We start from the raw sequence: 24897 nt of genomic DNA on the forward strand, positions 1-24897 counted from the left end.
AGTCGGTAAACGAAGGGAGCCAACAACCTAGCAACTTCAAGTAAGAAGGGATAGAACGCTATTGACGCCCCGCCAATAAATGCTCTTCAATCATATCAAGGAAAGGGCCACCAAAACGTTCAAGTTTTCGTTCACCTACACCATTAACCGCTAACATTTCGCCTTCAGACATCGGTAGCATCTCGGCCATCTCCATCAAGGTTGCATCATTAAAGACCACATACGGTGGGAGATCTTCTTCATCAGCAATCGCTTTTCGTAATTGACGTAATTTAGCAAACAGCTTTTTGTCATAGCGACGATTGGCCATTTTATCGGCTTTACTACTACGAGGCGTCACGCTTAACCTTGGCACAGCAAGTTCTAATGCCAATTCACCACGTAGTAGAGGACGAGCCTCTTCTGTTAATTGTAGAGTTGAATTGCGCGTGATGTTTTGCCCTAAAAAGCCCCGGTGAACCAATTGACGTAAAATACTCACCCAATGCTCATGACTATACTCTTTGCCGATACCATAAGTGGTGAGTTTATCGTGTCCGAGTTCGCGAACACGGTGATTATTCATGCCTCGCAGCACTTCAGCCACATAATTAATCCCGAAACCTTGATTGACACGATAGACACAAGAGAGTGCCTTTTGTGCCTGTTCTGTTGCATCAAACTTCCGTGGCGGATCAAGACAGATATCGCAGTTACCGCAAGGCTTTTCGCGGTATTCACCAAAATAGTTCAGTAATACCTGACGACGACAAGTTTGGGCTTCAGCAAAATCGCCCATTGCATTGAGTTTATGGTTCTCTATCTGCTTTTGTGGCCCATCTTCTTTCTCGTCTAACATTCGACGCAGCCAACCAATATCCGAAGGATCATAAAGCATCACTGCTTCAGCTGGCAGACCATCTCGCCCTGCTCGTCCCGTCTCTTGATAATAGGATTCAATATTGCGAGGGATATCATTATGGATAACAAAGCGTACATTGGGTTTATTAATTCCCATACCGAACGCAACTGTCGCCACCACAATTTGTAGGTCATCACGCTGGAACTGCTCTTGTACTTTGGCACGTTCCTCGACAGGAAATCCCGCATGATAAGCACCCGCAGCAATATAGTTATCTTTTAACTTTGCGGTGATCTGTTCAACTTTTTTACGGCTACTGCAATAGATGATCCCACTTTGTCCTCGCTGCCCTTTTAAGTAATTGAGCAATTGAGCCATCGGCTTATGCTTTTCCATCAAGGTATAGCGAATATTTGGACGGTCAAAACTGCCTAAATAGAGATGCGGAGCATGCAATTTAAGGCGAGAGATAATATCTTTACGTGTTGCATCATCAGCCGTCGCGGTTAACGCCATCATCGGAACAGCAGGAAAGAGGGTTTTCAGCTCACCTAATGCTGCATATTCAGGGCGAAAATCATGCCCCCATTGCGAAATACAGTGCGCTTCATCGATGGCAATTAACGATAAATGTACGGACTCTAACCGCTCAAGAAAGTCTCGCATCAAGACACGTTCTGGTGAGACATAGACTAGCTTTAATTCACCACGATGCATCGCATTATAGGTCGCGATTAACTTATCTCGATCAATGGTTGAATTAATACACGCCGCAGCAACACCGTCAGCATTAAGTTGATCAACTTGGTCTTTCATCAAAGAGATCAATGGTGAGATAACTAAAGTTAATCCATCATTCATCAGTGCGGGAACTTGATAACAGAGAGACTTACCGCCTCCTGTTGGCATGATGACCACACTGTCCTTGCCATTAGTCACTTGGTCAATGGCATCTTGTTGACCTGCACGAAACGCTTGATAGCCAAAGACGGTCTGCAAGATATCTAAACTTGGGTTGGTTGGCGCCGATGTACTATTTAAATCAAGAGCAGAAGTCGTCAAAGTGAAATACCATCAAAGAGAGTTTAAAAGAGTAAGCAAATAAAAATAAGCCGCCCATTGTAACGGTAGTCGGCTATTGCGCCAAGTAACAGTTCAGATCTTCCTAAAGTCAGATCTCATCGCTATCTATTTTCACGACACCGCAATATACTAGCAATCTATTATTTTTATGTAAGTTATTAACGATGGAACAACAAGATAGAACCAAACAAGGGATATTTTTAGCACTTGGCGCCTATACAATGTGGGGAATTGCGCCAATCTATTTCAAAGCGATCTCAGAAGTCCCTGCATTAGAAATTTTAAGCCATCGAGTTATCTGGTCTTTTTTCTTCCTCATTTTAATTATCTCAATAGGTAAAAATTGGCACCATGTTGCCAATGTTTTTAAGCAGCCGAAAAAAGTCGGGCTTCTTTTCTGTTCATCAATTCTGATCGCCATTAACTGGTTAGTCTTTATTTGGGCGGTTAATAATAATCATATGCTAGATGCCAGCCTTGGTTACTTTATCAATCCATTAATCAATGTGTTATTAGGAATGATTTTCTTGGGAGAGAGGTTACGAAAATTACAGTGGTTCGCGGTATTATTAGCCGTCATTGCCGTGGCGATAGAGCTGATTAACTTTGGTTCACTGCCTTGGGTTGCCCTGACGTTAGCCTGCTCTTTTGCTTTTTATGGTTTGCTACGTAAAAAAATCAATATTGATGCTAAAAGTGGATTACTGCTGGAAACTATGATTTTATGGCCAGTCGCCAGTATTTATTTGTTCTTTTTTGCTCACTCATCAACCTCTGAATTTAGTGCAAACCCGATGATGCTCAATATTTTATTGATTTCAGCAGGGGTCGTTACCACTTTGCCTTTACTCTGTTTCACTGCTGCAGCGACGCGTTTAAAGCTATCAACGCTAGGCTTCTTCCAATACATTGGTCCAAGTTTGATGTTCTTATTTGCAACGCTAATTTATAACGAGCCATTAACCGTAGAAAAAGGGATCACCTTTATCTTTATTATCGCGGCACTTGTTGTCTTTACCAGTGACAGCATTATTGGTCATAAAAATCGAAAAAACATCAAAGCAGCAACTGAAAGCTAGAGAAAACATGTAAATCTTCACAAATAATAAAAAAGCACCCTACGGTGCTTTTTTATTTAACGATAAAGAACAGCATTACATCGGTGTAAGGTTTGCGTATTGTGTCACTAACCACTTAATTCCTTCACCATTAAATGCAACTTGAACACGGCTCTGCGCGCCTGTACCTTCAAAGTTGATAATGGTACCTTCACCAAATTTAGCGTGACTCACTCTTTGTCCTAAATTGAATCCAGTTTGGTTAAAGTTAGCGTTCTGTTTGGTATTGCTAAAACGGCTATCGCTCGATTGAGTTCGACTCACCTTTGCCTTCATTCGTACTTCTTCAACGAAGTGTTCAGGGATCTCTTTAATAAAGCGTGACGGCTTATGGTACATCTCTTTACCATAAAGACGGCGCATCTCAGCATAAGTAAGGTAAAGTTTCTCCATCGCACGGGTCATCCCCACATAACAGAGACGACGCTCTTCTTCTAAACGTCCGGCTTGCTCAACCGACATTTGACTTGGGAACATTCCCTCTTCAACACCGACCATAAAGACCAGTGGAAACTCTAACCCTTTTGCACTATGGAGGGTCATTAGCTGTACCGCATCTTCAAATGCATCCGCTTGCCCCTCACCCGCTTCCAAAGCTGCATGAGATAAGAATGCCAATAACGGACTCATATCATCCGCCTCTTCTGGCACTTCAAACTGACGAGTTGCCGTGACCAGCTCTTCCAAGTTTTCAATACGAGCTTGGCCTTTCTCGCCCTTCTCTTGCTGATACATCGCTTTAAGACCCGAATTATGGATCACTAAATCGGTCTGTTGGAAGAGAGCCATTTCTCGACTGTCATCTTCTAGTGCATCAATCAATTCAATAAAACGACGCAGAGAGTTTGCAGCACGTCCCGCTAACACTTGTTCATTGAGTAAAGCAACACAGCTCTGCCACATGGTTTCACCACGATCTCGAGCCGCTTTACGAATCGTCTCAAGGGTACGATCCCCTAAACCACGAGTTGGAGTATTCACAATACGCTCAAAGGCAGCATCATCATTGCGATTACCGATTAAACGAAGATAAGCGAGGGTATCCTTGATTTCTTGACGATCAAAGAAGCGCATGCCACCATAAATTCGATATGGTAACCGCTGTTGCAGTAAAGCCTCTTCCAGTACACGTGACTGTGCATTACTACGATAGAGAATGGCACAGTCGGTTAATGTGCCACCAGAATCAAAGTGAGATTTAATTTTACTCACCACAAAGCGGGCTTCATCTAACTCATTAAATGCAGAGTAAAGTGAGATAGGATCACCATCAACGCCATCTGTCCAAAGCTCTTTACCCATTCGCTCGGTATTATTAGCAATCAGTTCATTAGAGGCTTTTAGAATGGTACCTGTTGAGCGGTAGTTTTGCTCAAGGAAAATAGTCTCAGCTTGATGGAATTCAGTGACAAATTTCTGAATATTTTCAATTTTTGCTCCACGCCAGCCATAGATCGACTGATCATCATCTCCAACAATCATCACACAGCAGTCTTTACCTGCCATCATTCGTAACCAAGCGTATTGAATATTGTTGGTATCTTGGAATTCATCCACCAAAATATGTTGGAAGCGAGATTGATAATGTTCACGAATATGCTTTTTATCACGTAAAAGTTCATGAGTCCGTAGCAGTATTTCCGCAAAATCCACTAACCCTGAACGATCACACGCTTCTTGATAAGCGGTATAAATTTGTAACCACGTTTTTGCCACCGGATCATTATATGGGTCGATATGACGAGGTCGTAATCCTTCATCTTTCTTCTCATTAATGTACCAAGCAGCTTGCTTAGCTGGCCAATGTTTCTCATCAAGATTTTGCGCTTTGATCAGTCGACGTAATAAGCGCATCTGGTCATCAGAGTCTAGTATTTGAAAATCTTCAGGAAGGTTGGCATCCAAATAGTGAGCACGCAAAATTCGGTGACAAATACCGTGGAAAGTGCCATTCCACATCCCCGCTGCACTGCCACGCATCAACTCTTCAATACGCCCTTTCATTTCAGCAGCGGCTTTATTGGTAAAGGTCACTGACATGATTGCATAAGGTGACACTTGTTCAACTTGAAGTAACCAAGCGATACGATGGACAAGGACGCGAGTTTTACCACTCCCGGCTCCGGCTAAAACAAGATGATTTCCTAAAGAGGCGGCCACAGCTTCGCGCTGTTTATCATTAAGGCCGTGAAGCAAGCTTGATACGTCCATCATTATTCACTGGTTATTTGTACATGATTGTGAGTATATACCGAAACCCCCTAGCGATGCGAGTAGGAGGCGGTATTCTTATCTATTACAATCTGGTTTACCCCGATCGTTTTATTATATTAGATACCAGAACCACCAAAAAAGGTGTTATTAGGATGATTAAATTGTTGATCCATCTCTAAAGAGGGCTTTTCAGTATCTGGACGACCGATAATCTTGGCAGGAACACCAGCAACCGTGGTGTGAGCAGGTACAGGCTGTAAAACCACAGAGCAAGATCCAATCTGAGCCCCGATACCGACTTCAATATTACCCAACACTTTAGCCCCAGCTCCAATCATTACGCCTTCACGAATTTTAGGGTGACGATCGCCGGTCTCTTTTCCTGTTCCCCCTAAAGTGACATCTTGCAAGATTGAGACATCATCATCAACAACCGCGGTTTCTCCAATCACAATTCCCGTTGCATGGTCAAACATAATTCCTTGGCCAATTTTCGCGGCAGGGTGTACATCCACTTGGCAAGTCACTGAAATCTGATTTTGTAAGTAAACAGCCAGGGCAAAACGCGATTCTCCCCAAAGGTAATTCGCAACCCGATAACCTTGTAGCGCATGGAAACCTTTTAAATAAAGCAATGGTGTTGCACACATGCCCACCGCAGGATCTCGAGTTACGGTTGCTTCAATATCTGCCGCAGCCGCTTCAACTAAACAAGGGTTCTTTTCATAAGCTTCTTCAACCACTTCACGAACCGCCATGGCTGGCATGGAAACTGTCGCTAACTTATTTGCTAGAATATAGCTTAAAGCTGCGCCTAAATTATCATGCTTGAGAATTGTCGCATGATAAAAACTGGCTAGCATTGGCTCTTCTTCAGCTTGCTCTCTGGCTTCTTGACAAATCCGTTGCCAAGTTGTTGTCCCCAATTGACACTCTGACATATCTAATACTCCTGTAACATAGATTAACGACGCCTTTCACCTAATAACTGTATTGCAACAAAGAGAAGATTTCTAATAAAAAATGATTTAATTGAAGAGATTAGCAATGAACAACGGCGGTATTCTTATAATCTTAATTTTTAACAGATAAAAAAATAGCGTAAGAACAAAAATTCTCACGCTATCTCTATCATTCAGTAATTTTGAGTTAAACCTTGAACGGTTGAAACAATAGTTAAGATTCGTCTTTCATCTCGCGAGAAAGCAGATCTTTCACCACATCATCGGTACGCTTACCTTGGTAAAGAACCAGATAAACCTGCTCAACAATCGGCATATCGACCTGATAACGTTGAGCTAAATTCCAAACCTCTTCGGCGTTACGATAACCTTCCACAACCTGACCAATGTCATTTTGTGCAGTTTCAACATCACAACCTTGCCCTAACGCTAAACCAAAGCGACGGTTTCGAGACTGATTATCGGTACAGGTTAAGACTAGATCGCCCAATCCTGCCATCCCCATAAAGCTCTTTTGATCCGCGCCAAGTGCAACACCCAAACGAGACATTTCAACTAAGCCTCGTGTGATCAGTGCTGTTCTGGCATTCGCACCAAAACCAATACCATCAGAGATACCAGCCGCAATCGCAATCACATTTTTAATCGCACCACCAAGCTGTAGAGCAATAAAGTCATGATTTCGATAAACGCGCAGTGATTTACTACAGTGAATCTCTTTTTGCAAATCACTGACAAATTGTGGGTCATTCGATGACACTGCAATTGCCGTAGGAAGTCCAGCGGCTAACTCTTTCGCAAAGGTCGGCCCAGAAAGAGCCGCTAATGAAATCTGATCACCAAGGATTTCTGTCGCCACATCTTGAAGCAGACGCCCAGTATGTGGTTCTAAACCCTTTGTGGCCCAGCAAAGGCGCGAGTCTTCTCGTAATACCGGTTTGATCTGTTTGAGTACTAAACCAAAAACATGGCTTGGTACAACAACTAACAGATCTCGGCTCGCCGCTACTGCACTCTGAATATCGCTCTCAATCACTAATGAAGCTGGAAATGGTATCCCAGGTAAAAATGCGTTATTACAACGATCTTGCTCCAGTGTTTCCATATGCGCTGGATCATGTCCCCATAGCACCACTTTATTGCCGTTACGGGCTAAAGCAATCGCTAATGATGTACCATAAGATCCTGCACCCAGTACTGTGATGACTGCGTTTTCAGATTTCATATTCTGCCTTTTAAATTAAGCTTCTTCGTTTTGCTCAGTTTGTGCTTGCTGCTGAAGGTAGTTCATGAACAATGCATCAAAGTTTACTGGCGCAAGATTAAGTTGTGGGAAAGTACCCTTAACAACTAGGCTTGAGATAGTTTCACGCGCGTATGGGAATAAGATATTTGGACAGAACGCACCTAGACAATGAGCTAGTTGGTTTGCTTCCATACCTTCGATAGCAAAGATACCACCTTGCTGAACTTCACATAAGAATGCAGTATCATCTGCATTTTTAACGGTTACAGTTAGACGAAGAACAACTTCAAATACGCCTTCAGCGAGTGCACGGCTTTGAGTATCTAGATCTAGGTTTACATCTGGATTCCACTCTTTTTGAAACATATCTGGAGAGTTTGGCGCTTCAAAAGAAACATCTTTTAGGAATACACGTTGGATTGCAAAGTTTTGGTTCTCGTTTGCTGTAGCTGCTTCAGCCATGATCAAATCCTTCTTTCTTTTCTATTTAAGTATGAATATTTTGGCTAATTAACAAAACTAACCTAGTGAAAATTATTTCTTCTTCTTGCTACGAACAAGCGGCATGCTCGCTTCATTCCAAGAAATTAAACCGTCTTTTAAAACAGAAACCGAGGTGAAACCCGCTTTAGTTAGCTCATCGGCATTAGCAATCGATGTCTGGCCTGTTTTACATACCACTATAATTGGGGTATTTTTATGCTTTTCAAGCTCACCAAATGTATTGTTTTTAATATCACTTGGCAAAATGTGGTGAGCGCAAGCAATATGCCCTTGACGATACTCATCACGAGAACGAATATCAACAATTACACCTTCTTCACGGTTAAGAAGACGTGTTGTTTCTGCTGGAGAAACAATCGTATACGTTGCTGATTTTTGTTTAACATATGTCACGAGAATCGCAACAAAGATACCCACCCAAGCTAGCGATAAGATAGGGTTAGCGGTAAAAAAGGTAATATATTCTTGCATAGTCTGTTTGGCTCGACCTGTTATAGTGAGTGTAATATTTGGAATCAGAGTATACTAGGTAATCGTCTCAAGTACAGGGGATGATTCTCATTCCGCGGCGTTCCTCACCTATCAACAATAGAAATTCCCTTGATTAAGATTAAAATCTAATAAAATTACACTTTGAATTGGTTACTTTTTCCCTAAAAAAAATTAAACCATACTTTTTATCTGGTATTTTCATGTTAAAAAATGTCTAGTGGTGACGTCATTACAGTGATTCATCAACAGTAAAAGATTAAGACTTCATGTTCCTATACCTGAAATACAGGCATCTACCCCTAAAATAATAGAAGCAACTTTTTTACTCCTTATCACCTATAATTGAAAGGTGCGACTTCCTGATCACTAAGATTGCGTTATTGTTGTAATATCTTCTATCGGTATCACATCAATATGTAGTAAAATTACGGTAATTTGAAAATTTTAACCTTTAAGTTGTTATTTTTATTATTTAAGAGGCCTATTATGTCTACTGCTAAAAAAACACTAGCACTTGTTATTCTTGATGGTTGGGGTTACCGCCCAGACCTGCAATCTAACGCAATCGCAAATGCGAAGACTCCTGTTATGGATGGTTTGTGGGAAAATGAAGCGCACACCCTAATCTCAGCATCTGGTCTAGATGTAGGTCTACCTGATGGTCAAATGGGTAACTCTGAAGTTGGACACGTAAACATAGGCGCTGGTCGCGTTGTTTACCAAGAGCTTACTCGCATTACAAAATCAATTGCTGATGGTGATTTCTTCGAGAACGAAGTATTAACCACCGCCGTTGATAAAGCAGTTTCTGCTGATAAAGCTGTACACATCATGGGTCTCCTATCTCCAGGTGGCGTTCACAGTCACGAAAATCACATTGCAGCAGCGGTTGAGCTTGCAGCAAAACGTGGTGCAACAAAACTTTACCTTCACTGCTTCTTAGATGGTCGTGATACACCACCACGTAGCGCATTAGCTTCTCTTGAGCGTTTCGATGCACTATTCAAAGAACTGGGTCAAGGTCGCACCGCTTCTTTAATTGGTCGTTACTTTGCAATGGATCGTGATAATAACTGGGATCGTGTACAGAAATCTTACGAGTTATTAACGGAAGCAAAAGGCACATTCACTTATGAGAATGCCCCTGCAGCATTAGAAGCCGCTTATGCTCGTGATGAAAATGATGAGTTTGTGCAAGCATCTGTTGTTTGTGCAGAAGGCCAAGAGTCAGCAGCTATTGAAGACGGTGACGCTGTTATCTTCATGAATTTCCGTGCTGACCGAGCTCGCGAAATTACTCGTACATTTATGTCTGATTTTGATGGCTTTACTCGTGCAAAAACACCGGTGCTGGCTGACTTCGTGATGTTGACTGAGTATGCTGCAGATATCGATACCGCTATCGCATTCCCATCATCAACGTTGAGCAATACATTAGGTGATTGGTTATCTCAACAAGGAAAAACTCAATTACGTATTTCTGAAACAGAGAAGTATGCTCACGTGACGTTCTTCTTCAATGGTGGCATTGAGAATATCTTCCCAGGTGAAGAGCGTGAATTAATCAACTCACCAAAAGTTGCGACTTACGATCTACAGCCTGAAATGAGTTCACCTGAGTTAACTGAAAAACTGGTTGCAGCAATCAAGAGCAACAAATTCGACATGATCATCTGTAACTATCCAAATGGCGATATGGTTGGTCATACGGGTGTTTATGATGCAGCAGTCAAAGCTTGTGAAGCAGTTGATACCTGTATTGGCCAAGTTGTTGAAGCAATTCGCTCTGTTAACGGTGAGCTGCTGATCACTGCCGACCACGGTAACGCAGAAGTGATGGTTGATGCTGAGACAGGTGTCGCACATACGGCACACACAAATCTTCCTGTTCCACTAATCTATGTTGGTGATAAACAAGGAGAATTAGTATCAGGTGGTAAGTTATCTGACTTAGCTCCAACCATGTTAACTTTAGCGGGTATGGAAATTCCTGCTGAGATGACTGGTAAGTCGCTGTTCAATCTGAAATAATCGCTCCATGCGAGAGATGATTTCAAGATTCACCCCTACATTTCACGCCGGTGCTTTTTGCACTGGCGTTTTTCTGTGTCTGTTAACCGCACCGAGCTTTGCCAATAAACAGCTCGATGGCATGAAGCAAGAGATTGAACGCCAACAGCAACAGATCAATGTAGAGGAACGGAAATATTCAGATCTTAGGAAAGATCTAAAATCTCAAGAAATCAAAATCTCGACGGTTGCTAAAGACCTTCATAAACAACAACAACAAGTCTCCGAAATTAACACCCATATCAATAAGCTTACCGATAAAAGATCCGAACTTAACCAAGAAGTCATTGCGCAAAAAGAGCTATTAAAGCAACTTATTGATGCACAATACCGCCAAGGAAAAAGTGATGGACTGCAACGCTGGTTAGGATCAACACCAGCTGATCAAGTTGACCGATTAGCGATCTATGCAGAAGCACTAAGCCAAGCCCGCATTGATGCATTAATCTCCTACCAAAAATTGACGCAAGAGTTAGAACGTAAACAAGCAGAACTCAGTGATAATCGCGCGAAACAAGAACGTTTATTAACCAAACAACAGAAAGAAAAACGTAAGCTTGAATTTGAACAGGCAAAACGTAAACGTACATTAGGTGAAATCACTAAACGCGTTAAACAGAATAAAAGCTACCTTTCAGAGCTAAAACAGAGTGAATTAGCCCTAAAGAAAGAGATGGAAAAAATCGCAAAACTTGCTGCACAAGCACCGGTTTCGATGAAAGGGTTGAGCAATCAAAGACGTAAATTACCTTGGCCTGTAAAAGGCCGTGTTATTCATAACTATGGTGAAAAGCAGTCTTCAGAGCTACGCTGGAAAGGGGTAGTCATTGCAAGCAGTTCAGGAACCTCAGTGAAAGCCATTGCGCCAGGCAAAGTCGTCTTTGCTGATTGGCTCAGAGGTTATGGTTTAATGCTGGTGATCGACCATGGTAAAGGCGATATGAGCCTATATGGTTATAATCAAACATTACTAAAAAAAGCAGGAGATACGGTTCAACGTGGGGAGAACGTGGCATTAGTCGGTAATAGTGGTGGTCAATCTCAATCAGCGCTCTATTTTGAAATCCGCCGCAAAGGAAAAACCACCAACCCTAAATCTTGGTTAAAATAACCATTATCATTGAATGCTATGAAAAGTAACTTGTCGTTCAGACTATTTGTAACGCCCCTCCAACTCATTAATCTTTTCACGCCCTTTCATTGATGTAATCGGCTTCACGATCGACAAAATCTGTAACACACCTTGATTAATCACCTGCTCAGTAATTCGAGCTGTTGGTGAGTGTGCAATTTGATAGCTTACCCAACTCGATGCGACAATCTTTAATGTATTCGTTAAGGTTAGGATTTCACCTTCATCTAAGGTTAAAAACCCCACCTGTTGTAACGACATCAGCAGGCAGATCAAATTATTATGTAGATGTTGTTGAGCGCTTAAATAATCCGCTTTCAATTGCTTATCACGACTTAAAATGTCGGGTAAGTTGGCGTAGAAAAAGCGGTAACGCCACATGATTAAAAAGATCGCATCAACGTAATTCGCTAAACCATCAATGGTCTCATCAGGATTGGATTGAGGGACAAAGTGAGTCTGCAAGTCATGTGCATAATTATTAAAAATCGCATAGATAATTTGCTCTTTATTACGGAAGTGATAATAGAGGTTTCCAGGGCTCATCTCTAAACTAGCAGCAATATGATTAGTAGTAACATTACGTTCACCGCGCTCATTAAACAGGTCTAAAGCGACTTGCACTATACGATCTTTTGTTTTCATTTCCCTACCTTTATCCGTACCTATTCGATATATAATAATACTTACACGTCGTATCTAGTTATACTCTTCTTACTTAAAGTCACAAGGTTGTTGGTTACGTTCATTCCAGTCATATAGCATGCCTATACTCAGGAGACTTCATTCACTTGCCGACGACTAGTAACTTCAATGACTTTTGGTATATACCTAATTAAACATCCATTGAATTATTATCAATGCTTATATCTGTACCCTTCATACTTGAAGTCGCTAGGTTGTTGGCGTCACTCACTTACTGCCTACTAGCAACTCCAATTATTTTAGGTATATTAAGATTTCCATACACAAATCGTGTAAATATTCTTATCTTAATTAAATATAGATTCGATAAAACTGAATATTTAAAGAAATAATACGCTATTTTTATCATGATTAATATTAACTATATGAGTCAAAATAGTATAATTAACAGAACTCTTTCACTAGGATGCTCCCATGTTATTTCGTTGGATATATACATTTCTTATATCTCTTGTTGCCCCAATACTGCTTTATAGCCTTTATAAAAAACGACCAGGAAAACCTACGTTTGGTACGCGTTGGAAAGAGCACTTTGGCTTGACTCCAAAGTTAACAGATCAGAGTGAAAATCCACCAATCTGGATTCACGCAGTTTCAGTTGGTGAGTCTTTGGCGGCGATTCCATTAATTAAAGCCTTAAAGCAAGCAAATCCAAATCAAACCATTGTGGTAACCACCACCACCAGTACCGGAGCTGAGCAAATAGCACGTTTAGGTGATCTGGTTGAACATCGTTATATGCCCATCGATCTTCCTTTTTGCATCAATGGATTTCTTAAAAAAATAAAACCTCAAAAACTATTAATTATTGAGACTGAGTTATGGCCCAATACGCTCCACTATGTCCATAAACAACAGATCCCTATTGCGATTATCAACGCACGCTTATCGCAAAAATCTGCAGATAATTATCAAAAAATTCATTCTCTATTTCGTCAAATCACCCGCAACATTGATCATCTACTTTGCCTACATAAAGAGGATGAAGACCGCTTTTTAAGACTAGGGGTTCCACAAAATAAGTTAACAGTGACGGGCTCGATTAAATTTGATATCGATATCAGTGAAGAGGTGATGAAATCAGGACATATACTGCGTCAACAATTAGGTGCAGAACGACCAGTTTGGGTAGCAGCAAGCACCCATGAAGGCGAAGATAAGCAAGTTTTATCGGCATTCAAAACAATTTTACAGCAACACTCTCATGCGCTATTAATCTTAATCCCTCGTCATCCCGAGCGATTTAATGACGTATTCCAACTTTCAGTCGAATATGGGTTTAACACCGTTCGCCGTACAATAGAAAATAGCCCAGAACAACTTAAGCAGAGCCAAGTCTATTTGGGAGATACCATGGGTGAAATGTTAAAACTGATTGCCGCAGCAGACATTACTTTTATGGCTGGTAGTTTAATTGGTGAGAAAGTCGGTGGTCACAATATGTTAGAACCCGCAGCATTAGCGAAACCGATCATTACTGGCCCGAGCTTTTTTAACTTTAAAGATATTACTCAGCAGCTTCAAACCGCTGGCGCATTAATGGTAATCAATGATAGTCAGCAGTTAGCAACTGAAATAAGTAGCCTTTTCAAGCACCCTGAACGACAAAATAGCATGGGAGTTGCGGGATTATCTGTTGTCAACAAGAATCAAGGTGCAGTAGCAAAAACCATTACGGCAATTCAACAACTTCAAGTAACAACAAAATAAAAACGTAGTGTTGAGAGACTCAAGTAAGAAGATTATAGCCATCCACAAGTGCTTGCCAATCAGGCTCACTCCAGTGAATATTTCGTTTTCCTTGCTCCTTAATAAAAGAACGTTTTAAGCGAGCAAGGTTATCACTTTTCCATCCTTCACCGCTCTTTTCACCACACTTATCAAAGTCAATAATCCAAACTTGTTGTTGATCATCTAACAAAATATTATGGCTATTAAGGTCGGTGTGGCATACACCAAGATCGTGCATTTTACGCACCATTTCACCGATTTTGACATAAATATCATGAGATAAAGGCGCTAACTGTAATAAGCCAACTAAGTCTTTTCCATTTGCAATCTTTTCAACCAATAAATCAGCACGATAAAATAGACCTGACTTAATCGCTCGACCCGCTACAGGCCTAGGAACTCGAACACCACCTTCCACCAGCTTTTCCATTAAGGCTAATTCTTGAGCTGGACGAGTCTGCTGCCAATCACTAAAAATATAACTGTCTTTGATAAACCGACCGAATAGTCCACCACGACGATAGTGACGCAGTGCCATCTCAATACGTTCTCCGCGCACAAACCATGTTGTTCCACGACCTTGTGCCGAGCCAATTACCCGATTTTGTTGTTGCCAAAACTGAGGTTCAAAACAGACCGCAGGATCTTCTGTTAGCAAATCTCGATTGAACCAAATCACTTGATTTCCTATTGTCTGTTGCTCCACTGCAATCTACTCCTCATCATATTGGCTGACTTAGTCTTAAATTCATCTTACTTGAAGTTTAGCTTGTTATCGTTTGGGCAATCCTAGCTATTTCAAATAATAAGATAATAAAGAGGATATTTTACAATTGAATCGGGCAACTGCATAATGCAAAACAGTAACTTTTTATCCTCGTCGTTTGAATAAAGGCAGATATCAATGACAAACCGTGTAATTTATCCCGGCACTTTCGATCCTATCACCAATGGTCACGTAGATTTAATTGAACGTGCAGCAAAAATCTTCGATTCTGTTGTCGTTGGCATTGCATCAAGTCCAAGTAAGAAACCTCTGTTCGATTTAGCGGAGCGAGTTACTTTAGCGCAACAAGTGACCTCTCATCTCGATAATGTTGAGATTGTCGGCTTTTCAGGTTTATTGGTCGATTTTGCTCAAGAGTATCAAGCCAATATTTTAATCCGTGGGGTTCGAACTATCTCGGACTTTGAGTATGAATTTCAGCTAACCAATATGAATCGCCGTTTAATGCCTGAGTTAGAGACGGTCTTTTTAACACCATCGGAGGGCAATGGTTTTATCTCTTCCTCTATCGTCAAAGAGATTGCACTGCATGGTGGGGATATTAAGCAGTTTGTTGATCCAATTGTCGAACAACAAGTCATGGCTCGTTATACTTGAAGTTGCTAGGTATATAAGAAAAACTAGAATTGAAAAAAGTGCAGAAAGTATAAAAACAAAAAAGGTCATTAAGCGGAACACTTAATGACCTTGATTTTATCGAAATCTAACTCAACAAAAAGTGATCGATAACTTAGTGGTTATAATACTCACGGAACCAAGCGACAAAATTCTTCATCCCTTCTTTGACACTCACTTGAGCTTTATAACCCGTCGCTTCAAATAGGGCTTCAGTATCGGCATAAGTGGCATGAACATCACCCGGTTGCATTGGCATGAAGTTCTTCTTCGCTTCGATACCTAATTCACTCTCTAACGCTTCAATATAGTCCATCAACTTCACTGGGCTACCATGACCAATATTGTAAACACGATAAGGGGCAGAGCTTGTCGCAGGAGAGCCCTCTTCTACCGTCCACTCTTCATCTCGAGCTGGGATCACATCTTGAATACGGATAATTCCTTCAACAATGTCATCAATATAAGTAAAGTCACGGCTCATTTCGCCATTGTTGTAGACATCAATTTCACGACCTTCTACGATGGCTGAAGCAAACTTTTGCAGTGCCATGTCTGGGCGTCCCCAAGGTCCATAAACCGTAAAGAAACGCAGACCTGTTGTTGGTACATCATAAAGATGAGAATAAGTATGAGCCATCAACTCGTTGGCTTTTTTGCTTGCTGCATAGAGAGAAACAGGGTGATCAACCGAGTCTTTAGTATCAAATGGCATCTTTTTGTTTAAACCATACACAGAGCTCGATGATGCATAGACAAGGTGCTTCACTTTATTGTGGCGACACCCTTCAAGAATGGTTAAATGTCCCACTAAATTGCTGTCAGCGTACGCTAACGGATTATCAATCGAGTAACGAACGCCAGCTTGAGCGGCTAAATGAATGACACGATCAAATTGCTGCTCGGCAAATAATTCAGCCATCCCTTCACGATCCGCTAGATCTAAACGGAAAAAAGTAAATAACGGATTGGCGATACGTTCTAAACGTGCCTCTTTTAGGCTCACTTCATAATAATCATTCAGATTATCAATCCCGATCACTTGATGCCCTTGAGCACAAAGACGATCAACCACAGCACTACCAATAAAACCGGCTGCACCTGTTACTAAATACTTCATAATTTAAACCTTTTAGCTTCTGTAAGACAATTTACAGATGACGAATGGATCACTTAGTTATTACAGATACGATAAAAGAGCATAAATAACCAAGAAGCTTAACTGTAAGTCAGTAATATAATTAGCTTATCATTTAATTAACAAAATCAATAACTCGCTCGGTACTATTTTTGGTCAATGTTATTGATAAATAGATTAAATATTATTTAATCTACTTTAAAATGAATCAATTACCGTAATATAACCACATTAATTGCATTGTGAATCGATGAGCGCCGTCAACAACCTAGCAGCTTCAAGTAAGAAAGGGATAGATTATTTTTGGCATTCAGCACAAAACACCGTCGCACGTTGACCAATTTTGACCTGCTCAAGGATCTCACCACAAACCGGGCACGGCTTACCCCCTTGACCATACACTTGCAACTGTTGAACAAAGTAGCCCGGCTTACCATCAGCTTGAGTAAAATCTTTTAATGTTGTGCCGCCTTGGGTAATTGCTTTGGCTAGAATCGTTTTGATCTCATCAAGAAGTAAACTCGCTTCTGCTTTGCTGAGTTGATTAGCGGGTCGTCTTGGATCGATTTTGGCAGAAAAGAGTGACTCATTGGCGTAAATATTCCCCACCCCAACCACCACGCTGTTATCCATAATCATCTGTTTAATGACACTCTTCTTTTTTTGCAATTTTTGATAAAAATATTCTAGGTTAAAATCGTCCTGTAACGGCTCTGGCCCTAATTTAGATAGAACGGCGTGCTCTGTACCCAAATCTTGCCATAACCACGCTCCAAAGCGACGAGGGTCGTTATAACGGAGGACTTTACCATTATCCATCACAACATCAACGTGATCATGTTTAGCAACGGGAGTCGCTTGATTAACCACTCGTAAACTCCCCGACATTCCTAAATGAATAATTGCGCTGCCAATATCTGTCTCAAGGATTAAATATTTTGCACGACGGGAGATATGACGTATCACCTGCCCTTTCAGTAACTGCAACTCATCAGGAATAGGCCAGCGCAGTTGATGATGACGTAAAATAACATCCGTGACACGATGAGACGTTAAATGCGGTGTAATCCCCATTCGACTCACTTCAACTTCAGGTAACTCAGGCATGATTCATCCTTTTTCAGTCAAAAAATTTATCACTGTTAATCGTTTATATCTAAAGAATCTATAGATCAATTATATGATTGAGGCGAAAAAACATCACCAACAACCTAGCAGCTTCAATTAAGAAGAGTATATAGGTCTAGTAATGACAAGCATAAAAGATAGCTAGATTCTCTGAATTGCAGGTATAAAAAAACCTAGCACAAGGCTAGGTTTTTATTAAGAAGTGAAGATCAATTACTTGATTTTAGCTTCTTTATACATAACGTGCTGACGAACAACAGGATCAAACTTTTTGATCTCCATTTTTCCTGGCATGTTACGCTTGTTTTTATCTGTAGTGTAGAAGTGTCCAGTACCAGCAGATGATACTAGTTTAATCTTTTCGCGAATACCTTTAGCCATTGTCTAACTCCTATACTCGCTCACCACGGGTACGTAAGTCAGTAAGAACGACTTCGATACCCTTTTTATCAATAATACGCATGCCTTTAGCAGATACACGTAGTTTTACAAAACGTTTTTCGCTTTCTACCCAGAAACGATGAGTTTGCAGGTTCGGCAGAAAACGACGCTTGGTGGCATTATTTGCGTGAGAGCGGTTATTACCCACTACTGGACGCTTGCCAGTTACTTGGCATACTCGTGACATTACTGTCTTCTCCAAATCGTTTCAGCTCGATATCAACCTTGGCGGCTAAAACCTAGTTATCAATTGCTTATTCAATTGATAATATAACCAAGGCTATCAAAGGTCGCGCATTATACTAACTCAAGGCCATTTGCTCAAGTCCCGAGCAGATCCTTTCTGCACTTTTTGATCATTTTTTTTCACTTTTCATCAAAAAGTGATTAAATTTCAACCAAATAAGCAAAAAAAATTAAACCCAACCTCTTTCAGCAAAAGAGACAACTTTCCCCTCTCCGACTACAAAATGGTCTAAAACACGGATTTCGACTAACAATAACGCATCAATAATGGTTTTTGTTATCCGTCGATCGGCTTGACTAGGTTCTGCGATTCCCGAGGGGTGATTATGCGCTAAAATGACCGCCGCTGCATTTTTTTCTAACGATAATTTGATTATTTCTCTCGGATAAACGGTTGCACTGTTGATTGTTCCCTCAAAAAGTTGATGATAACTGATGATTTGATGTTGATTATTGAGCAATAAAACAGCAAAAACTTCTCTTTTTTTATCTCGAAGTTTACTGATTAGATATTTTTTAACCTCTTCCGAACTGGTATAAAATTTACCCAAATCGATGGACTGCGCCAAATAACGCTCAATAAATTGATGGATCGCCTGTAACTGAACAAACTTGGCAATACCAATTCCTTTAACACTGCATAGAGCATGTTGCTCTGCCAATAAAAGTCCTCGCAAAGAGCCAAATTGCTTCAACATTAAGTCTGACAACTGTAATACATTCATCTCTTTCGTTCCGGTATGAAGAAAAAGTGCCAGCAATTCAGTATCTGAAAGAGAACTCGCGCCATGAGAAAGTAGCTTTTCTCTCGGCAGCATCTCTTGTGGCAGATGTTTGATCACAAAAAACCGCCTTATCGATAAGTTAACAAATAAAAAGATCACTCAATGAGTCGACTCATAAATGAAACAAATAAAGAATAAAATTTAAAAATAAAATATCGATAAAGTCAGAACAAAAATAAGAAAAAAAATAGATATTCCAACGAAAGACAAATAAAAATATAGATAAGTTATCGAATACAAACAGTAACCTTTGAGTTCCGTCGCAAAAACAGAGTGAACTTGAAGCACTGATCAATATGTCAAGATATGGTAAAATCCTTACATTGTTTGGCAGGTACTCATTTGATAGGTACTAAAAGCTCGAAGGTAAACATCATGCAAACGGAAATCATACAAACATTATCAGGTAAAAAAGTCGTTTTAGGGATCAGCGGGGGTATCGCTGCCTATAAATGTGCTGAACTCACTCGTCGCTTAATCGAGCGTGGCGCAGAAGTCCGTATTGTTATGACACATGCAGCAAAAGAGTTTATTACGCCTCTCACTATGCAAGCAGTCTCAGGCCATCCTGTCGCAGATAGCTTACTCGATCCTGCAGCAGAGCTTTCTATGGGACATATAGAACTGGCTAAATGGGCTGATATTGTCATGATCGCTCCAGCAACGGCCGATATTATTGCGAGAATCTCAGCGGGTATGGGGAATGACCTTCTTTCAACTATCTGTTTAGCGACCAATGCCCCTATCGCCATTGCCCCTGCAATGAATCAACAGATGTATCTCAACGTTGCAACACAAGAAAATTTAGCAACTTTAATCCGTCGCAAGTTTATTATCTGGGGCCCTGCAAGTGGTGAACAAGCGTGTGGTGATGTAGGACCAGGACGCATGTTAGATCCAATGACCTTGGTGCATCATGTCGAAACCCATTTTTCAGAACAATCCACTCCTCAAACGCTAGCTGATATAAATGTCGTCATCACTGCAGGACCAACTCGTGAAGCTATCGACCCTGTCCGTTACTTATCTAACCAAAGTTCAGGGAAAATGGGCTTTGCTTTAGCGGAAGCGGCAATCAACGCAGGTGCGAATGTCACCTTAATTAGCGGCCCAGTTAACCTAGTGACACCCAAAAACAGTGTGAGAATTGACATCGATAGTGCAGACGAAATGTACGAGGCTGTCCACAATCAAGTAGGGAAATGTGACATTTTCATCTCTTGTGCCGCTGTTGCTGATTTCCGCCCAGAACAGATTTCAGAACAAAAAATGAAGAAAACTGACGGCAATGATCAGATGATAATTAAGCTAGTAAAAAACCCTGACATCGTTGCAAGCGTTGCTAATTTAAAGGAAAATCGTCCTTATACCGTTGGGTTTGCCGCAGAAACTCAAGATGTTAGTCAGTATGCCAAAGGTAAACTGGCACGTAAAAATCTTGACTTAATTTGTGCCAACGACGTCTCATTACAAGGGCAAGGGTTCAATAGCGAATCTAACGCATTACATCTATACTGGCCGCAAGGGGATAAACCATTGCCTCTTACATCAAAGAGAGAGCTCGGCCAGCAACTTATTACTGAGATTACCTCTCTCTATCGTGGAGCTAAAAAATGAAAAATATCGATCTGAAAATTCTCGACCCTCGTATTGGTGAGCAATTTCCACTTCCAGCTTACGCGACAAGTGGCTCAGCGGGACTTGATCTCCGTGCTTGCCTTGACGAAGCATTAACCATTAATCCTGGTGAGACTCATCTTGTTCCAACTGGATTGGCTATTCATATTGGTGATCCATCACTGGCTGCGACCATTCTTCCTCGCTCAGGCCTTGGTCACAAACACGGTATCGTCTTGGGTAACTTAGTGGGTTTGATTGATTCAGACTACCAAGGACAGCTAATGGTTTCTGTTTGGAACCGAGGTAACGACAGCTTTACCATTGAAGTTGGTGATCGTATCGCTCAGCTGGTTTTCGTTCCTGTGGTACAGGCGCAATTCAATATTGTTAACGATTTCGATGAATCTGATCGCGGTGAAGGCGGATTTGGTCACTCTGGGCGTCAATAACGCTTCCAATAGCATTATTCATTGATAATAAAAAACAATAAAAAATTAAGAGAAGTGCGGGCGATAAAAGCTGCACTTCTCTTTTTTAAGAGAATTACTGATTATTTTAGTGATTATACTCTACCCTTAAAATATTGAATGTTACTCACATCAGACATCCAATTATAATAAGCAGATACAATAAAGTAGATAGGAATGAGGGTTTACTAACCATGGCTGGTAATAAAAAAAATAGTCGCCGTGATGATATTCTTCAAGCATTGGCTCAGATGCTAGAATCTAATCAAGGAAATCAAAGGATTACAACAGCCAAATTAGCGGCTCAAGTAGGTGTATCAGAAGCTGCTCTCTATCGACACTTCCCAAGTAAAGCTCGGATGTTTGAAGGGCTCATTCAATATATTGAAGATTCATTAACATCAAGAATTAATCTTATTCTTGATGATGAAAAAGATACCATGACTCGCCTACGACTCATTCTTTTGCTTATTTTAGGCTTTAGTGAAAAGAATCCGGGGCTTTCTCGAATTATGACTGGTCATGCGTTGATGTTTGAACAGGAGCGCTTACAGGCTCGTATTAATCAGCTATTTGAGCGTATTGAAACTCAAATAAAACAGATTTTACGTGAAAGAAAAATTCGTGAAGGAACGGCCTTTGCCATCGATGAGTCAATCTTATCGGCACAGCTTTTAGGCCAAGTTGAAGGGAGTTTATCTCGCTATGTTCGTTCTAACTTTAGATACAAGCCAACGGATAACTTTGAGCAGTATTGGGAACTTCTCTCTCTACAGATAAAATAGTTTCGCTATTTGACTAAACGTTGCAGTCAATCCAACTGCAACGTCAACTTATACAGAAAATTGAATCAAGTTAAGCTACACCATACTCTGCGCGATAAGCCGTAACTGAAGCCAGTGAGTCTGCCATGTCGCCACGCTCTTCAAGATAGGCGATTAAATCATTCAGTGTCACGATAGAGATAACTTTACAGCCAAAGTCACGCTCCACTTCTTGAATGGCAGATAACTCACCTTTACCGCGCTCTTGACGATCTAAAGAGATAAGCACACCCGCTAAATCTGCATCATTCGCTGCAATAATTTCCATCGATTCACGAATCGCCGTACCTGCTGTGATCACATCATCCACCAGCATCACTTTACCCGTCAGTTCACTTCCGACAAGATTGCCACCTTCACCATGATTCTTTGCTTCTTTGCGGTTAAAGCAATACGGTAGATCAATATCATGATGCTCCGATAGGGCAACCGCAGTTGTTGTCGCGATTGGGATCCCTTTATAAGCAGGGCCAAAGAGTAGGTCGTAATCAATGTTAGCATCGACTAACGCTTCTGCATAAAACCGACCTAATCGTGCTAAATCACGTCCTGTATTGAACAGCCCAGCATTAAAAAAGTATGGGCTAATGCGGCCTGACTTTAAGGTAAATTCGCCAAACTTTAATACTTGCTTCTCTAGAGCAAACTCAATAAATTCACGTTGGTAGGTTTTCATATGTACTCCGTAATTATCTTTACTATTATCCCTGTGCCATTTTTCAGGCAAAAAAAATGACTCTCAATGAGTCATTCTTAAACACTAAATTAGTCAGCCAATGCGGCCTTCTGTTTAGTAATAATATCGTCAATGCCGCCCTTAGCTAGCGCCAGCATTGAGATTAATTCTTCATGGCTGAAAGGTTCTGCTTCTGCGGTACCTTGCACCTCAATCATTCGACCATCTTCCGTCATGACCACATTCATGTCGGTATCGGCATCTGAGTCTTCTAGGTATTCAAGATCACAGATTGGCTCACCTTTATAAATACCCACAGACACTGCCGCGATCATCCCTTTTAATGGACTCTCTTTTAACTTGCCTTGCTCAACCAATTTATTAATCGCATCAGCAAGAGCAACACAAGCACCCGTAATCGAAGCGGTACGTGTTCCGCCATCGGCTTGGATAACGTCACAATCAACCGTAATGGTGTAATCGCCTAACTTCTTAAGATCAACCGCAGCACGAAGACTACGCGCAATCAGACGTTGGATTTCCATCGTGCGTCCACCTTGCTTACCTGTCGAAGATTCACGACGGTTACGAGTGTGAGTTGCACGCGGTAACATTGAATATTCAGCAGAGACCCAACCCTGTCCTTTGCCTTTTAGAAAGCGTGGCACACCCTCTTCTACCGTTGCGTTACACAACACTTTAGTATTGCCAAACTCAACCAATACAGACCCTTCTGCATAAAGGGTAAAGTCTCGGGTAAATGTGATATCACGAACTTGCTCGGCTACTCTTCCACTTGGACGCATGGTGCTCTACCTATACTGAAATTATATGTGCGGAGGATTATACTGATTTAAACCGATAATCGCCATTAGCAAATGAGATGAGATCGACTTATCTCGTGACTTTATAGACCTAAAATAATTGACATTGCTAGTAGGCTGCAAGTGAGTGAGACCCTATGAGCATAGGTGTACTCTATGATTGGGGTCAATGAGCGACGCCAACAACCTAGCGACTTCAAGTCAGAAGGGGATAGTGTCTATTATATCTTCACCAAGTAATTGCTATTGCAAGCAAACGAATGAATGAATACCACCAACAACCTAGCAACTTCAACTCAGAAGGGTATATAATCATGCCATACATTAAAAAATTAAGGGTTAAAGCTGATGATTCATAGTATGACCGCCTACGCACGCCGTGAAGTAAAAGCGGAATGGGGTTCGGCCGTTTGGGAAATCCGTTCGGTTAATCAACGTTACTTAGAGACATTTATCCGTCTTCCTGAGCAGTTCCGCAGTTTAGAGCCCGTGCTTCGGGAGCGTTTTCGTAAGCGTCTTGCTCGCGGTAAAGTTGAATGCCATCTGCGCTTTGAAGCCAACGCAGCGACACCTAAAGAGTTAAAAGTGAACGAAGCTTTGGCTCAACAGGTGATTAATGCCGCGAAAACCATTAAAGATCTTTCTGGCGAAGGCAGCATTAACCCCTTCCAAGTTCTTCAGTGGCCGGGCGTTATGGAAGCGGAAGAGCAAGATTTAGATAGCATCAATAAAGATCTTCTTGTTGCTTTTGATCAAGCATTAAACGACTTTATTGCCGCACGAGCAAGTGAAGGTGAAAACATGAAGGCGCTTATCGATCAGCGTCTAGAAACCATCACCATCGAAGCCGCTAAAGTCCGTCAAGCAATGCCTGAGATCATCAATTGGCAGCGTGACCGTCTTAATAAGCGCTTTGAAGATGCGAAAGTCGATTTAGATCCAACCCGCCTAGAGCAAGAACTTATCTTACTGGCTCAAAAAGTGGATGTAGCTGAAGAGGTGGATCGTTTAGACTCTCACGTCAAAGAGACAACCGCAATTATGAAGAAAGGTGGAGCAGTTGGTCGTCGTCTTGACTTTATGATGCAAGAATTTAACCGTGAATCAAACACGTTAGCATCAAAAGCGATCAATACAGACATCACCACCTCTGCGGTTGAGATGAAAGTCCTTATCGAACAGATGCGTGAGCAGATCCAGAATATTGAGTAGTATTGTTAATTGCTTCCCTAACTCTATACCTAAAAT

Annotated in this window: 24 protein-coding genes; 9 read left to right on the forward strand and 15 right to left on the reverse strand. The window is 41.2% G+C overall.

The annotated features are described in order from the left end of the window. Positions 1 to 58: 58 nt before the first annotated feature. On the reverse strand, positions 59 to 1903 hold the full coding sequence (gene recQ, locus L0B53_RS06665) for an ATP-dependent DNA helicase RecQ (RefSeq protein ID WP_235061366.1): 1845 nt from the start codon (positions 1901 to 1903) through the stop codon (positions 59 to 61). A 185-nt stretch (positions 1904 to 2088) separates the two neighbouring features. Here recQ and rarD point away from each other — a divergent pair, with 185 nt between their 5' ends. Next, the gene (rarD, locus tag L0B53_RS06670) at positions 2089 to 3003 is read left to right on the forward strand and encodes an EamA family transporter RarD (RefSeq protein ID WP_235061367.1); all 915 of its coding nucleotides are present in this window, start codon (positions 2089 to 2091) and stop codon (positions 3001 to 3003) included. A 75-nt stretch (positions 3004 to 3078) separates the two neighbouring features. On the opposite strand, the gene uvrD is transcribed toward rarD, so the two are convergent. The 5 genes from uvrD to L0B53_RS06695 all read right to left on the reverse strand — a co-directional run bounded on the left by uvrD (position 3079) and on the right by L0B53_RS06695 (position 8439). Next, a complete protein-coding gene (gene uvrD / locus L0B53_RS06675; protein ID WP_235061368.1) occupies positions 3079 to 5256 on the reverse strand; it encodes a DNA helicase II in 2178 nt (725 codons plus the stop codon). A 116-nt stretch (positions 5257 to 5372) separates the two neighbouring features. Beyond that, positions 5373 to 6197: a serine O-acetyltransferase gene (cysE, locus tag L0B53_RS06680; RefSeq protein ID WP_235061369.1), complete on the reverse strand. Its 825-nt coding sequence runs from the start codon at positions 6195 to 6197 to the stop codon at positions 5373 to 5375. Between the two features lie 235 nt (positions 6198 to 6432). Further along, positions 6433 to 7443: an NAD(P)H-dependent glycerol-3-phosphate dehydrogenase gene (gene gpsA / locus L0B53_RS06685; protein WP_235061370.1), complete on the reverse strand. Its 1011-nt coding sequence runs from the start codon at positions 7441 to 7443 to the stop codon at positions 6433 to 6435. 15 nt (positions 7444 to 7458) lie between these two features. After that, positions 7459 to 7926 carry a protein-export chaperone SecB gene (secB, locus tag L0B53_RS06690; protein ID WP_235061371.1) on the reverse strand — a complete coding sequence of 156 codons (468 nt, stop codon included), beginning with the start codon at positions 7924 to 7926 and terminating at the stop codon, positions 7459 to 7461. A 72-nt stretch (positions 7927 to 7998) separates the two neighbouring features. Beyond that, entirely contained in the window at positions 7999 to 8439 is a 441-nt protein-coding gene (locus L0B53_RS06695) for a rhodanese-like domain-containing protein (protein WP_235061372.1), read from the reverse strand. Positions 8440 to 8946: 507 nt separating this feature from the next. Between L0B53_RS06695 and gpmM the strand changes: the two genes are divergently transcribed. Together gpmM and L0B53_RS06705 are read left to right on the forward strand one after the other, a co-directional pair. Continuing rightward, positions 8947 to 10491 carry a 2,3-bisphosphoglycerate-independent phosphoglycerate mutase gene (gene gpmM, locus L0B53_RS06700; RefSeq protein ID WP_235061373.1) on the forward strand — a complete coding sequence of 515 codons (1545 nt, stop codon included), beginning with the start codon at positions 8947 to 8949 and terminating at the stop codon, positions 10489 to 10491. A gap of 16 nt (positions 10492 to 10507) precedes the next feature. Next, the gene (locus tag L0B53_RS06705) at positions 10508 to 11641 is read left to right on the forward strand and encodes a peptidoglycan DD-metalloendopeptidase family protein (RefSeq protein WP_235061374.1); all 1134 of its coding nucleotides are present in this window, start codon (positions 10508 to 10510) and stop codon (positions 11639 to 11641) included. A 42-nt stretch (positions 11642 to 11683) separates the two neighbouring features. Here L0B53_RS06705 and L0B53_RS06710 read toward each other — a convergent pair whose 3' ends face one another. Continuing rightward, on the reverse strand, positions 11684 to 12307 hold the full coding sequence (locus tag L0B53_RS06710) for a TetR/AcrR family transcriptional regulator (RefSeq protein WP_235061375.1): 624 nt from the start codon (positions 12305 to 12307) through the stop codon (positions 11684 to 11686). A 474-nt stretch (positions 12308 to 12781) separates the two neighbouring features. On the opposite strand from L0B53_RS06710, the gene waaA reads away from it, so the two are divergent. Next, complete coding sequence (gene waaA / locus L0B53_RS06715) at positions 12782 to 14077, forward strand: lipid IV(A) 3-deoxy-D-manno-octulosonic acid transferase (RefSeq protein ID WP_235061376.1); 1296 nt, start codon at positions 12782 to 12784, stop codon at positions 14075 to 14077. A gap of 19 nt (positions 14078 to 14096) precedes the next feature. Here the strand turns inward: waaA and L0B53_RS06720 are convergent, their stop codons facing one another. Then, complete coding sequence (locus L0B53_RS06720) at positions 14097 to 14804, reverse strand: 3-deoxy-D-manno-octulosonic acid kinase (RefSeq protein WP_235061377.1); 708 nt, start codon at positions 14802 to 14804, stop codon at positions 14097 to 14099. A gap of 198 nt (positions 14805 to 15002) precedes the next feature. Between L0B53_RS06720 and coaD the strand changes: the two genes are divergently transcribed. After that, positions 15003 to 15482, forward strand: a complete 480-nt coding sequence (coaD, locus tag L0B53_RS06725; RefSeq protein ID WP_235061378.1) for a pantetheine-phosphate adenylyltransferase — start codon at positions 15003 to 15005, stop codon at positions 15480 to 15482. Positions 15483 to 15615: 133 nt separating this feature from the next. Here coaD and L0B53_RS06730 read toward each other — a convergent pair whose 3' ends face one another. The 5 genes from L0B53_RS06730 to radC form a co-directional block, all read right to left on the reverse strand. Beyond that, positions 15616 to 16620: an NAD-dependent epimerase gene (locus L0B53_RS06730; protein ID WP_235061379.1), complete on the reverse strand. Its 1005-nt coding sequence runs from the start codon at positions 16618 to 16620 to the stop codon at positions 15616 to 15618. 315 nt (positions 16621 to 16935) lie between these two features. Continuing rightward, a complete protein-coding gene (gene mutM, locus L0B53_RS06735) occupies positions 16936 to 17745 on the reverse strand; it encodes a bifunctional DNA-formamidopyrimidine glycosylase/DNA-(apurinic or apyrimidinic site) lyase (RefSeq protein ID WP_235061380.1) in 810 nt (269 codons plus the stop codon). Between the two features lie 234 nt (positions 17746 to 17979). Beyond that, entirely contained in the window at positions 17980 to 18147 is a 168-nt protein-coding gene (rpmG, locus tag L0B53_RS06740) for a 50S ribosomal protein L33 (protein WP_235061381.1), read from the reverse strand. A gap of 10 nt (positions 18148 to 18157) precedes the next feature. After that, complete coding sequence (rpmB, locus tag L0B53_RS06745; RefSeq protein ID WP_235061382.1) at positions 18158 to 18394, reverse strand: 50S ribosomal protein L28; 237 nt, start codon at positions 18392 to 18394, stop codon at positions 18158 to 18160. A gap of 229 nt (positions 18395 to 18623) precedes the next feature. Next, positions 18624 to 19292, reverse strand: coding sequence for a RadC family protein (gene radC, locus L0B53_RS06750; RefSeq protein WP_311197316.1), 669 nt, complete (start codon positions 19290 to 19292; stop codon positions 18624 to 18626). A gap of 321 nt (positions 19293 to 19613) precedes the next feature. Between radC and coaBC the strand changes: the two genes are divergently transcribed. From coaBC to slmA, 3 genes are all read left to right on the forward strand, one after another. After that, positions 19614 to 20855 carry a bifunctional phosphopantothenoylcysteine decarboxylase/phosphopantothenate--cysteine ligase CoaBC gene (gene coaBC / locus L0B53_RS06755; protein ID WP_235061383.1) on the forward strand — a complete coding sequence of 414 codons (1242 nt, stop codon included), beginning with the start codon at positions 19614 to 19616 and terminating at the stop codon, positions 20853 to 20855. Continuing rightward, positions 20852 to 21307 carry a dUTP diphosphatase gene (dut, locus tag L0B53_RS06760; RefSeq protein ID WP_235061384.1) on the forward strand — a complete coding sequence of 152 codons (456 nt, stop codon included), beginning with the start codon at positions 20852 to 20854 and terminating at the stop codon, positions 21305 to 21307. Before coaBC ends, dut begins: the two co-directional genes overlap by 4 nt. Before the next feature lie 212 nt (positions 21308 to 21519). Beyond that, positions 21520 to 22110, forward strand: coding sequence for a nucleoid occlusion factor SlmA (gene slmA / locus L0B53_RS06765; RefSeq protein WP_235061385.1), 591 nt, complete (start codon positions 21520 to 21522; stop codon positions 22108 to 22110). Positions 22111 to 22180: 70 nt separating this feature from the next. On the opposite strand, the gene pyrE is transcribed toward slmA, so the two are convergent. Together pyrE and rph are read right to left on the reverse strand one after the other, a co-directional pair. Continuing rightward, positions 22181 to 22825: an orotate phosphoribosyltransferase gene (gene pyrE, locus L0B53_RS06770; RefSeq protein WP_235061386.1), complete on the reverse strand. Its 645-nt coding sequence runs from the start codon at positions 22823 to 22825 to the stop codon at positions 22181 to 22183. Positions 22826 to 22914: 89 nt separating this feature from the next. Next, positions 22915 to 23631, reverse strand: a complete 717-nt coding sequence (gene rph / locus L0B53_RS06775) for a ribonuclease PH (protein WP_235061387.1) — start codon at positions 23629 to 23631, stop codon at positions 22915 to 22917. Between the two features lie 366 nt (positions 23632 to 23997). On the opposite strand from rph, the gene L0B53_RS06780 reads away from it, so the two are divergent. Further along, on the forward strand, positions 23998 to 24861 hold the full coding sequence (locus L0B53_RS06780) for a YicC/YloC family endoribonuclease (RefSeq protein WP_235061388.1): 864 nt from the start codon (positions 23998 to 24000) through the stop codon (positions 24859 to 24861). The last annotated feature ends 36 nt before the right edge of the window (positions 24862 to 24897 follow it).

The organism is Vibrio sp. SS-MA-C1-2 (assembly GCF_021513135.1).
Classification (GTDB): Bacteria; Pseudomonadota; Gammaproteobacteria; order Enterobacterales; family Vibrionaceae.